Here is a 12,193-nt window from a genome sequence, read left to right on the forward strand (position 1 = left end):
GGATTGCTAAGGTTAATACATGCTCCTGTTGTTAGGGAGGCAGCACCTATTAGCCTATACGCCACATTTTTATTTTTGATTACCAATTGTGCTACCAAAAAAAATAACACAATTATAAATTCAGATAAAGACTCCTTTACAAAAGATACAGTCGTTTATATTACTCCTAATAAATCAGACAAAAAGACTTTTTTCAAAGATTCAGACAAAGAGACTCGTTGGGTCGACAGCATTTACAACAAAATGTCACTTCGAGAAAAAATAGGTCAGTTGTTTATGATTTCTGCTTATTCCAATAAAGATTCAATACACACAAATCAAATCAATGCATTAGTTCAAGACTATAAAGTAGGCGGTGTTATATTCTTTCAAGGTGGCCCGGTTCGTCAGGCTAAATTAACCAACCTATACCAATCAAAAGCAAAAATCCCTTTGTTCGTAGGAATTGATGCCGAATGGGGATTAGGTATGCGATTAGACTCTACTTATCAATATCCATGGAATATGACATTAGGAGCAATTAAAGATTTGAGCCTAATTGAGAATGTAGGTAGAAATATGGCCAATGAAAACAAGCGAATCGGAATTCATTTTAATTTTGCTCCCGTACTTGATATTAATACCAATCCTAAAAACCCTATCATTGGAAACCGCTCATTTGGTGAAGATAAAGTTAATGTTAGCGACAAAGCTATTGCGCTAATGAAAGGAGTACAAAGTCAAGGTGTCTTTAGTACTGGAAAACATTTCCCTGGACATGGAGACACATCAACTGATTCGCACTATGCATTACCTTTAGTCAATTTCTCAAAGGATAGACTTGAGCTAGTCGAATTATATCCATACAAACGAATTTTCAATGAAGGCTTAGCTTCTGTTATGGTTGCCCATCTAAATATTCCAAGTTTAGAACCAATACCAAATATTCCGTCATCAGCATCTTATAATGTAGTAACCAACCTGCTCCAAAAAGAATTAGGTTTGGAAAAATTTAAATTTACAGATGGTTTAGCAATGAAAGGGGCTAGCAATTTTAAAAGTCCTGGTGATCTGGAAATAGCTGTACTTCTTGCAGGAAATGATATTTTACTTTGTCCGGAAAATGTACCTGTAGCAGTTCAGAAACTTGAAGTAGCCTATAATGACAATATTATTACTGAGGAGCGCTTGGCGCATTCGGTAAAAAAAATATTGCATTATAAATTTAAAATTGGGCAATAAAGAATTATAAGCCTATAAATATGGTAAACATTTATGATGATCTTAATCCATCACAAAATGATGCTTTGCACTATAAATTATACGAAAACGCTATTACGGTTTTAAAAAATGAAAAGGAAATACTTCCTATCAAAAACTTAGATCAAAAGATTGCGTATGTAAAATTAGGAGAAGATGTAAACAGTGATTTTGTTACTACATTAAAAAAATACACCGAAGTAACCGAAGTAGCCAATACTAATATAGATAGCCTAAACAACGAATTAAATAAATACGACCTTGTTATCATTGGTTTTCACAAAGTAAATAAAACTTGGGAAAAGCAAAATTTTACAGATACAGAATTGGTTTGGCTACAAGAAATTGCAAAGCATAACAAAGTCATATTAGATATTTTCACAAAACCATATTCGTTACTGCCAATCACTAATTTTGATGATATTGAAGGATTAGTAGTGTCTTATCAAAACTCGGATATAAGTCAGATCGTTTCGGCAGAATTACTCTTCGAAGCACAGGGGGATTACTCAGCCAAAGGAAAACTACCTGTATCTATTAATACATCTTTTAATGTAAATGATGGATTATCAACCGAAAAAATAAATCGTTTGGGTTTTACAAAACCAGAAAATGTGGGTATGAATCCGCTAATTTTATCTAAAATAGATGCAATAGCACAAAAAGCAATTGATGGTAAAATGACTCCCGGAATGCAAGTTCTTGTAGCACGAAAAGGGAATGTTACTTTCCAGAAATCATACGGCAGTCAAACCTATGACAGTACCAGAAAAGTTACTAATTCAGATTTATATGATGTAGCATCGATTTCAAAAATGATTTCGACGCTACCTAATGTTATGCAATTATACGATCATGATAAAGTAAATCTAGATACCAAATTAAAAGATATGGTCCCTCTTTTTGCAAAAACAAATAAAGAGAGTATTACTTTCAAGGATTTACTAACCCATTATGCAGGACTACAAGCTTGGATTCCGTTTTACAAAGCAACATTAGATAGTGAAGGCAAACCTTCGGCTAAATATTATCGCAGAGTAGCCGAATCTGACTTTTCGACTAAAGTGGCAGATGGTCTCTTTATTAGAAATGACTATCATGACACCATCATGAAAATCATTGCAGATAGTCCACTCTCCTTAAAAAAAGAGTACAGATATAGTGATTTTACCTTTATCATCCTGAAAGAATATTTAGAGAGAAAAACGCATAAAAAATTAGAAGAGCTGAGTCAACAAAATTTTTATAGCCCACTCGGAATGAATAATACCCTTTACAATCCTTTAGACAAATTTGACAGAAGTAGCATTGTTCCTACCGAAATAGATAATTATTTCAGACATCAGGTTATTCAAGGATATGTTCATGACATGGCAGCAGCAATGGAAGGCGGAGTAGCTGGTCATGCAGGGATTTTCTCTAATGCTATGGATGTTGCCAAAATGATGCAGTTGTTTTTACAAAAAGGGAATTATGGTAATAAACAATATTTTTCTGAGCAAACCTTTGATGCTTTTAATACCTGTTATTACAAAGACAAAGGAGTTCTAAGAGGCTTAGGTTTTGACAAAAGAGTTGGCAAAGATGGACCAACTTGTGGTTGTGTTTCTGAATCTAGTTTTGGACATACCGGATTTACAGGAAACATAGCTTGGGTTGACCCAGAAACAGAAATTGTTTACGTATTTTTATCCAATAGAACCTATACCGAAGTTATTAACGATGAGAATAAATTATCACGAGGAAAAATCAGAGAAGATATTCAACAAATAATTCAGGACGCTATTATAAAATAAAAACCTATTATATTTTTTATCTAACACATAGAAACATAGGTTTAATTCTTAAGTTTAGAATATAGATAAGATAATTCATTATCATCACATAGCTATATGGATGTATGCAGAGTAAAACGTCTTTTCTTAGATTTCTAAAAGCTATGTTTCTATGTGTTAAAAATAATTGTGCTATTTATATCAATCATAAGATTAAATAAAACCATATAAAAAATATAAGTCCATATTAATATTAGGGTCTTCACAAAATACTGCTTAATTGAACTTATATTTTTTATATGGTTTAAAAGTATATTAAAATGAACTTTTAAAAACAAAATCATGAACGCAAATCTGGAATCACTATATAAAATTGCCAAAAAATCTTCCCGAACAATTATCGGATTAATGTCTGGTACATCTTTGGATGGTCTTGATGTGGCTTTATGCAAAATCTCAGGTTCTGGTGAAACACAGAAGTTCAATTAGTTCAATTTGATACCGTTGATTATTCCGAAGAAATCAAAATCAGAAATCAGAACCGTGTTTGCAAAACAAACGATTGATTTTCAAAAACTGGTTTTATTAAATGAATGGATTGGGTTCTTCATGCTAATATGATTTTAGAATGTTTAAAACGTTGGGAAATTCCAACAGAGCAAGTCGATTTAATAGCGTCTCATGGACAAACTGTTTTTCATGCTTGTCCGAAGATTTTGCATAGCGAGAAAATTTTCCAAATGCTACTTTACAAATTGGCGATGGAGATCATATTGCGGTAAAAACTGGAATTATAACGCTGTCTGACTTCCGGCAAAAACACCTAGCTGCAGGTGGCGAAGGTGCTCCACTAGCTGTTTATGGAGATTATTTCTTGTTTGGAAAAAAAGGCGAAAATCGTATTATGCTCAATATGGGTGGTATTGCAAATTTTACCTATTTGCCATCAAGCAGTAATCCCGAAGAAGTTTTTGTTACCGATTACAGGAACAGGAAACACCTTAATCGATGCTTTTACCAGACTTTCGTTTCCTGATAAAGCCTATGATAAAGATGCCGAAATCGCAAAGCAAGGTACCGTAAACAATTCTCTTTTAGAAGCTTTAAAAGCCAATGAGTTCTTCCTTGCATCTTTCCCAAAAACAACAGGACCAGAACTTTTTAATATCGAATATGTTCGAAAAGCTCAAACCGAAAGTAATACTACAGCCATTTCTGTTGAAGATTTATTAGCAACATTAACCCGATTTAGTGCCGAAACTATTGCCAGCGCCATACATACATCTATAAACAACACCACATATCCTATTGAAAGTTTTACAATTTATATGTCAGGCGGAGGTGCTCACAATCCATTATTAGTAAGTTGGCTAAAAGAGCTTTTGCCTTGCACTTTTACGAACACTAATATTTAGGAATTTCAGGGGATGCAAAAGAAGCCATCCTATTTGCCATTTTAGCGAATGAAACTGTTCTGGCGGAACTTCAGATTTTGGAATACGCAAAGGAATCCCATCTATATCAATGGGAAAAATTTCTTTTCCTAGCTAAAGAAAACCAATTAAAATTCCTTATTTGAATAAATAACGAAACCAAAAAACCAAACCAATGACAAAAGAACGTTTAATCTCGCTAGATGTATTTAGAGGATTTACTATTTTATTAATGACAATCGTTAACAATCCGGAAGCTCGGCCTATATATCCACTTTTAAGCACGCTGAGTGGAATGGTTGTACCCCTACAGATTTAGTTTTTCCTTTTTTTGTTTTTATACTGGGAACGGCAATACCATTTGCAATGCCTACTAACATTTTGACTTGGGTGTTTTTAATAAAATCCTAGTTCGTTCCTTGCGAATATTCTGTTTAGGATTGTATTTAGCTTATTTCAGCAGAATTCAATTATTTGGATTAGAAGGAATCCCGTTATTACTCCTTAGACTAGCAATAACTTTTGCAGTAGCTTATGCCCTCTTAGGAAATTTTACTTTAAAGATTAAAACCTACCTTGTATTAGGAATATTTGCAATCTTATTATTTTTAGCATACAGTCAGATAGAAGCATATCAGGACGTAAGAATCCCTGTGTTTTACAACGAATAGGGATTGTATATTTCTTTACCTCTCTTTTATATTTAAAAACAAATTTAAAAACACAACTTCTAATTGTAGCTTCAATTTTATTAGGCTATTGGATTCTAATGGCTTTTGTTCCAGTTCCTGGATTTGGTACTCCAAATTTTCAAAAAGGAACAAATCTAGCGGCTTGGTTAGATAATTTACTTTTAAACGGGCATTTATGGAGCGACTCAAAACTTGGGATCCAGAAGGAATTTTCAGTACTTTACCAGCTATAGGAACAGGGATTCTAGGAATGTTTATAGGTCAGATATTGAACTTACAAATACCTAAAATTGAAATTGTAAAAAAAATAGCAGTCGCAGGAGCTGTTCTAATAATTACAGGTTTACTTTGGAATATCGTATTCCCAATAAACAAATCATTGTGGTCAAGCTCATACGTTTTGTATACAGCTGGTATTGCAACAATATGCTTAACGATATTATATTACATCATAGATGTAGCAAACTATAAAAAATGGACGAAGCTGTTTTTAATTTGGGGAGTAAATCCTATGATTGTATTTTTCTTTTCGGGCATTATCCCAAGGGTTTTAAGTTCGATTAAAGTACAAAACCCCGAAATAGCGACAGAAGAAATCAATCTTCAAACTTTAATTTACAAATTTGGAATTGTACCTTATTTTGAAAATCCATTAAATTCATCATTAGCTTATGCAATATCGTATGCAATTTTCTGGTCACTTATCCTTTGGGTTTTCTATAAAAAGAAACTAATTTTTAAAGTGTAAAAAAACAGTCAATATTACTATAAGAAATAACAAGCTCATAAATCAAAAAACTTTGAGGCTGATTAATTGTAAATCACTTTTCAAAATTGTATTTTTACTTATGATTCCCAACTAAATAAATTGATACCCATAACTATAGAACCATATCAAGCAGAGAGGTAAAAACTACTGGTCATTTACCATAGCCTCACTTAATAAGTGATTTCTCTATGCGCTGTTCTCAAAACATGTCCAAACAATTAAAACTTGAAGAACTTGTTATTGAAGGAACACCAACAAGAGAATAAATATTCTTTCAAAAAAAGAAACTAAATATAACATTAGTAAAAATGCTAAATGTAAAAAAACATACAAACCAATTCAAATCGATATTGATAATGAAGAAAGCGATGATAGATTTTTTTCATTAGGCTTTACTTTCAATTTTGATAGGAACATTATACCCCATAATATAGGATTTTGCCGTGACTTTATTGAAAATCCTAATTTTATATATATTGAGGCAGATGATCAAATTCACGGATTCAATACTAAAGCCGTAAGCTATAATATTGAAAATTTTATTCTCACTCTAACACTTCTGGATAAAAATAAATTTTATTGGGATGGTTCTAAATCTGTTTCTATAGAATTAGATGAAAGTAATATAGAAGATGTAATCCTATGCCTAAAATTTATTTTTGATGGTTTATAATAAGCTAACCAAAAAACACAATGGAATGAACTGACTCGACTGAATCCTCAACAATTATTCACCTAAAAAATGGCTGGTAAAATGGCTACATCGTAAATAAAAACGGAACTTACTTTTTTGCAACACATCTTATACAGGACAGAAAATTTAATAGTTCTAATTTTGGTAATTGTCGAAAAGACATCACAAAATCTGTATTTAAAGATTTAAATATTATCTCTAGCAAAAACTGATTACAAATTAGTGGAAATTTCTAATTATATTTTTGAAACAGAAAGAATACCTAAAAATCTTAAGTTTTTGAAAATTCATAAAGGATTGAAATTGTTTCATTCAATAATATAAAAAATTAAAAAAGCTCCTAAACTAAAATCTAGGAACTTTTTTATTGTTCTCTCAACTGGTTTTAAACCCACAGTCTTCAGAATAAAAAACCATCTAACTTATAACATACGAGATATGATAAACGAAAATACAAATCCTAAACCAAACCAAAGCAGTCTAGCTACCCTATTATCTCTAACAATTTCTTCTCTTTCTTCTCTTTCGCTGATATTCGTTTTCACAATAATTGGTATTTTCATTAGGGCGCAAAAATACATTTAACTTATGGATTCAAAAAAAACAATAAGCCATTTAAATAGCACGATAAGCTCAATTTGAATCTATTATTATATACTGCAAACCGTTCGTTCATCTAGTCATTTCCTAAAGGCTGAGCTATTTATTCTTAGTTTTATTAAGTCACTTTGGTAAAATTTGAATCTAAAACCCTAAGAGTCAAAATCTAATAATTTACTTTTTTGCTAGCAACTCCTTTTTAATAATTGAAATGATGATAAAAATGGCATTCTATAAATCAAATAATTAGCAATCCAAAATATATTTCAAAAAACACATCCCATGTATTAAATAAAATTCTGCTAAACTTGAGTTATTTTATTGTATTCGTCTAAAGCTTTACTAGGATCAGAAGTAGCGTATTCATTCTCTGGTTCCGGAATTACATGGATTTTTGAATCACTCAATGATACAATAGCAGAACAAACATAAATCCCTATTTTTCCATCGCTATATTTAAAATCCAACAATGTTAACTTTACAATTTCATTGATAGAAAGCTCATAGTAATTTCCGTAACGAATGATCTTAAAATAAATTTCTTTTTTATCTACTATTTCAAATTGATTGGTTTGAATGTTTTCAAAAACAAAATTATTCTTTACATCCTTTTCATTAAATCCCCATGCTCTAAATTGAACAAACCCATTTACAAAATCAATTGATATATAATAGGCTGTTCCTTCTTTATCGCACTCAATAACAAAACCTGTTTTTCCCATTCCTTCGACTGCCAATATCCCTTCCCAAACAAAGTTATTTGCGGGTTTATCAAAACAAAAAACCTCATACCCACTCCTACATCCAAAACGCCATTTACTTTCATTTTCCAAATCAAAATTTGCCGAAGGATTTCCTAAAATTGGCACTGGAATTGGTAAGTTTTTTTGAAGAATTGTTCTTTGATAAAGTGTTTTCCAATGATGATAGGTCTTTAATAAAAGTCTACCATTGGTGTCAACATCTAATTGTTTTGGCGGAGGAATTACACGAAGTGTATTGACATTTCCTCCAACAAAATAAAAATTATAAATTAAAAAATAATCGCCATCTTTTACAACTCTTGCCGCATAATTACCTTGTGGCATCAGAACATTATTATGAAAAGCATGGTATTCTCCTTTAAAATCCGGAGAAAACCAATAACGAACTTTAATATCTTCACGAATTGAACCTAATAAATAATGCATCCCTTTTATTTCTACTACACAAGGACATTCAATATCATCATATACATAAGCAACATGTAGTGGTTTTTGAAGAACAAAACCATTTGAATCCCTTTTAGCTACACCAATACATCCTCTTCTATAAGTAGGCCCTACTGCACTTCGAGCACAAATCAGTAAATAGTCCTCTCCTTCAAATTGGTATTTATATGGATCTCTAAAACTAAGCCATTGGCGAGGATTATTGTCTGAGCTCTCATAATAAGGTGCTTTACTTTTTAAAGGTAAACCATATAGATTTTCTTTTGTCCAATGGATTAAATCAGGAGAAACTGCTCTTCCAATTTTTTGCATAACTCCTTTGTCTTTCCGTTTTAAACCTGTATAATACATCTCATAGCCTTCGCCATCAGAATTTTTACTAACATGCATAGTCCATAACATATCATCATCCCACTCTCCTGGATCACCTACAAACAAAGCATTCTTTACTCTTTTCCAAGAAAGTCCATCTTTTGATACTGCATGTGCAATATAATCGTGATTTGGAATTATCAAATGAAATAAATGATGCATTCCGTTTTCATCTATAAATACATCTACGTCGCCTATTTCCCAACTACTAAACCCTGAACCTGAATACATATTACTTAATTATTTTATAGTGTTTTAATCCCTCTAAAATTCCTAAAGAAGCCGAGCCTTTTGCTACATAAATACTTTTGGTTGTTTCATATTTGGCAAGTTCAGAACTTTCGATTTCCTACGATAATCCCTTTAACAGAGCCTCTAAACATATCAATATCATTTCCTGAATCGCCCGCTGCAATTACATTCGATAAAGGAATCGCCCATTTACGACATAAAAATTTAACCGCATTCCCTTTTGATGCTCTTTTAGGAATAAAATCAATAAACTCTCCGTGACTTGGAATAATATTTACTTTATACCACCCTGTTCCTAAGACAGTTATTAATTGCTCATAATCGTATTTTTCTTTATCATAATAATAGGAGATTTTATATGGATTTTGAGCTTCTTCTTCCTGCAATCTCAACCATGAAACCCCTTTCAAACGATTTACAATATCTTCCCTTTTCCAACGACCTGCCAAAAAAGTAGCCCAACCTTTGTCTAGAATATAATTTTTCCCATTTGTATAATAAATTTCAGTTCCTACAGAACAAATAACAAAGTCTGGCAAAGGAAATTGTTCTTCATCTATGACTTTTTTAACAAGTGCCAAATTTCTTCCTGATGCCAAAGCAAAAGCCATTTTTTCAGTACGATTTATCAAATGTTCTTTCAATTCTTTTAATCCTGGATTATTCAACTTTGGTTCAATTAGGGTCCCATCAATATCAGAAACAAATAAATGCTCTACCTTTCTTTTTAAACGCTCAATATTAATATTGGGGTAATGTTGCTTTTTTAAGCCAGAACCAGATGATAATGATAAATTTTCATTAATCAATTCAACATATTGATTAACATGGCTTAACCAACTATAATGTTTTTGAATATTAATTGCTCCATTATTTGAGTAATATTTCCATTGACTTTCATTAGTCAAAATAGTACGTAATGCTTTTTTGATTTCATTTTCATTCAGAGGATCTACTAATTCTCCGTTCTGACAGGTAGGAATAATTTCAGATGGGCCACCATTTTTAGTAACTACAACAGGCAAGCCAGAACTAGCAGACTCAATAACTGTTAATCCAAAATTTTCATGTAAGGCCAGATTTACAAAGACACCCCTTTTTTCGGCAGCATAACGATAAATAATCGAAACCTCATTTTCTACATCATGCTTTTTAGGAATTGCCATTTTCCCATATAAATCATACTTGTCCATTAATAACAATAAATCTGTTAGAACATTTTTTTCAGATTCAGGCATTTTCGAAATATCCTTTCGAATCCCAGCAAAAATGACCAGATTGGCTATGCTTTGCAGCTCTTTATCTTTACCATAAACATCTATCAGTGTATGAAGATTTTTATGACGATCGGGTCTTGAAAGGGCTAAAATAAAAGGTTTGTGTGGATTTATTAAAAACTTGGAGATAACTTCAGCCACCCAATATTTCCTTTGCTCCTCTTCCATTTGTTTATTAGCATCTTGCTCTTGATGATAATAAGGAACAAATTTACTAGTATCAATTCCAGGAGAAATTGCATGATACTTTCCTAGTTCAAAATTTTTATAGACTCTATAAGTTTCAATTTCTTGCTCTGTAGAGGTAACGATAAATTCAGATAATTCTAAAGTCTTATCCTCTGCAGCAATCCTTTGCTCAAACTTAAATTTCTTTTCAATTTCTTCTTCACTCAAGCCACTTTCCAGCAACTTTTTCTTTTTATGAAAACCCAAAGAATGTCCTGTATGAGCAAAAGGAATATTCAATATTGTAGATAATTCACTAGCTACATATCCTGCATCTCCATAATGAGAATGAATCCAATTGGGGAAAATATCATGAAGTTTGATATGCTGTACAACTCCATCAACAAAAGTGTCTAAACCCTCCCATAATTGTTCCTTTGACTTATATTTTTTTCCTAAAAAAGAAATTCGTCTAATATCTAATTTATCATTAATGATTTCAATTGGCACTGCATATTCCGGAGAAAGATTCTTATCATCAATTAACCTTGTAAATAGATGAACATGTTCAACAGCTTCATGCTGTGATAAAAACTCGGCTAGTTCATAAACATACTTCGTTTGTCCCCCATTATCAGCATCTCTACCAATTTCTAGTCCTGATCCTTTTAAAAGCCCATGGATATTTATTAATGAAATTCGTAATTTAGCCATCTTCCTTTTTATTGGTTAGATTTTTAAGGTACGAAAATTAGAGCAGCTCACCTCTAATTTTAGGCAAAACAACCAGATTATTAACACTTTAAGATTAAATTAGTAAGACTTATAGCCGATACAAAGCCTCAATTACACAGAAATAATAGTGTAAATATGCTTGAATTCGGAGCTTAAAATTCTAGCTGTTTTTATCTAAAGTAAAATCTTTAGCCATTTATAAATATTATTATAATTTCTAATCCTCTTATAATGACATTTATTATTTGTTTCCTCTCAAAGAAGTGGGAATATGGTGGGAATTTAAAATGATTTATAAAAGACAAACGCCTTATAAATAAGGCGTTTTGGATTAAAACAAAGATGAGTTTGTGACCACGGTAGGGTTCGAACCTACAACCCTCAGAGTCGAAATCTGATATTCTATCCAGTTGAACTACGCAGTCATTTTAATTATAGCATTCCGATTTTAAATCTAAAATCAAAATGCTACAATCTATTTTTTATACTAATAATTTTTTTACGATTGCAGAGATAGTTTTTCCTTCAGCAGTTCCGCCTAATTGTGCAGAAGCTAGCCCCATAACTTTCCCCATTGATGCAATTCCTGAAGCTCCAGTTTCAGCAATAATTTTAGCAATTACAGCTTCAATTTCTTCTTCGCTCAATTGTGCTGGTAAGAATTTTTCGATTACAGCTACTTGTGCTAATTCTGGCTCAGCCAAATCAGGACGGTTTTGCTCTGTAAAGATTCTAGCACTTTCTTTACGAGTTTTAACTAGTCTTTGAAGTAATTTAATTTCATCCTCTTCTGTTAATTCTTCTTTTGTTCCAGAAGCCGTAGCTGCCAATAACATTTCTGATTTAATAGCTCTTAAAGCTTCTAACGCTACAGTATCTTTTGCTCTCATGGCGTTTTTAATTTCGTCCATGATTGTTGTTTGTAAACTCATCTTAGTTTTATTTTTAAATAAGCGAGGCTTATTGATTGACATTT

Annotated in this window: 10 protein-coding genes, 1 tRNA gene and 2 pseudogenes; 8 read left to right on the forward strand and 5 right to left on the reverse strand. The window is 32.0% G+C overall.

Annotated features, from left to right (window positions below; all coding sequences use genetic code 11):
* The first annotated feature begins 48 nt into the window (after positions 1 to 48).
* From AC1RYN_RS04120 to AC1RYN_RS04155, 8 genes and pseudogenes are all read left to right on the forward strand, one after another.
* Positions 49 to 3,035: pseudogene (locus tag AC1RYN_RS04120) on the forward strand (serine hydrolase domain-containing protein).
* Between the two features lie 321 nt (positions 3,036 to 3,356).
* Positions 3,357 to 3,503, forward strand: a complete 147-nt coding sequence (locus AC1RYN_RS04125; protein WP_481805935.1) for a hypothetical protein — start codon at positions 3,357 to 3,359, stop codon at positions 3,501 to 3,503.
* Positions 3,504 to 3,807: 304 nt separating this feature from the next.
* Positions 3,808 to 4,050 (forward strand): anhydro-N-acetylmuramic acid kinase, encoded by a 243-nt coding sequence (locus AC1RYN_RS04130; RefSeq protein ID WP_481805967.1) that lies wholly within the window; start codon positions 3,808 to 3,810, stop codon positions 4,048 to 4,050.
* Positions 3,932 to 4,429, forward strand: coding sequence for an anhydro-N-acetylmuramic acid kinase (locus AC1RYN_RS04135; RefSeq protein WP_481805936.1), 498 nt, complete (start codon positions 3,932 to 3,934; stop codon positions 4,427 to 4,429). Before AC1RYN_RS04130 ends, AC1RYN_RS04135 begins: the two co-directional genes overlap by 119 nt.
* A gap of 285 nt (positions 4,430 to 4,714) precedes the next feature.
* On the forward strand, positions 4,715 to 4,858 hold the full coding sequence (locus tag AC1RYN_RS04140) for a DUF5009 domain-containing protein (RefSeq protein WP_481805968.1): 144 nt from the start codon (positions 4,715 to 4,717) through the stop codon (positions 4,856 to 4,858).
* Complete coding sequence (locus AC1RYN_RS04145; protein ID WP_481805937.1) at positions 4,834 to 5,118, forward strand: hypothetical protein; 285 nt, start codon at positions 4,834 to 4,836, stop codon at positions 5,116 to 5,118. The genes AC1RYN_RS04140 and AC1RYN_RS04145 overlap by 25 nt, the downstream gene beginning before the upstream one ends.
* 196 nt (positions 5,119 to 5,314) lie before the next feature.
* A complete protein-coding gene (locus tag AC1RYN_RS04150) occupies positions 5,315 to 5,887 on the forward strand; it encodes a hypothetical protein (RefSeq protein ID WP_481805938.1) in 573 nt (190 codons plus the stop codon).
* A gap of 777 nt (positions 5,888 to 6,664) precedes the next feature.
* Positions 6,665 to 6,814 (forward strand): annotated as a pseudogene (locus tag AC1RYN_RS04155) (penicillin-binding transpeptidase domain-containing protein); the annotation flags it as partial.
* 210 nt (positions 6,815 to 7,024) lie between these two features.
* Here the strand turns inward: AC1RYN_RS04155 and AC1RYN_RS04160 are convergent.
* The 5 genes from AC1RYN_RS04160 to AC1RYN_RS04180 all read right to left on the reverse strand — a co-directional run bounded on the left by AC1RYN_RS04160 (position 7,025) and on the right by AC1RYN_RS04180 (position 12,149).
* The gene (locus AC1RYN_RS04160; protein ID WP_481805939.1) at positions 7,025 to 7,147 is read right to left on the reverse strand and encodes a hypothetical protein; all 123 of its coding nucleotides are present in this window, start codon (positions 7,145 to 7,147) and stop codon (positions 7,025 to 7,027) included.
* A gap of 357 nt (positions 7,148 to 7,504) precedes the next feature.
* The gene (locus AC1RYN_RS04165) at positions 7,505 to 9,016 is read right to left on the reverse strand and encodes a glycoside hydrolase family protein (protein WP_481805940.1); all 1,512 of its coding nucleotides are present in this window, start codon (positions 9,014 to 9,016) and stop codon (positions 7,505 to 7,507) included.
* A gap of 101 nt (positions 9,017 to 9,117) precedes the next feature.
* The gene (locus tag AC1RYN_RS04170) at positions 9,118 to 11,196 is read right to left on the reverse strand and encodes an HAD-IIB family hydrolase (RefSeq protein ID WP_481805941.1); all 2,079 of its coding nucleotides are present in this window, start codon (positions 11,194 to 11,196) and stop codon (positions 9,118 to 9,120) included.
* 372 nt (positions 11,197 to 11,568) lie between these two features.
* Positions 11,569 to 11,642: transfer RNA gene (locus tag AC1RYN_RS04175), tRNA-Arg, on the reverse strand.
* Between the two features lie 57 nt (positions 11,643 to 11,699).
* Complete coding sequence (locus AC1RYN_RS04180) at positions 11,700 to 12,149, reverse strand: GatB/YqeY domain-containing protein (protein WP_481805942.1); 450 nt, start codon at positions 12,147 to 12,149, stop codon at positions 11,700 to 11,702.
* Positions 12,150 to 12,193: the final 44 nt, after the last annotated feature.

The sequence above is a fragment of the Flavobacterium sp. TC780 genome (assembly GCF_056783245.1).

What these genes read in the sequence shown, in the direction of transcription:
- AC1RYN_RS04125 (WP_481805935.1), top strand. Translation starts at nt 3,357, where the DNA reads ATGAACGCAAATCTGGAATCACTATATAAAATTGCCAAAAAATCTTCC.
- AC1RYN_RS04150 (WP_481805938.1), top strand. Translation starts at nt 5,315, where the DNA reads ATGGAGCGACTCAAAACTTGGGATCCAGAAGGAATTTTCAGTACTTTA.
- AC1RYN_RS04165 (WP_481805940.1), bottom strand. Translation starts at nt 9,016, where the DNA reads ATGTATTCAGGTTCAGGGTTTAGTAGTTGGGAAATAGGCGACGTAGAT.
- AC1RYN_RS04170 (WP_481805941.1), bottom strand. Translation starts at nt 11,196, where the DNA reads ATGGCTAAATTACGAATTTCATTAATAAATATCCATGGGCTTTTAAAA.
- AC1RYN_RS04180 (WP_481805942.1), bottom strand. Translation starts at nt 12,149, where the DNA reads ATGAGTTTACAAACAACAATCATGGACGAAATTAAAAACGCCATGAGA.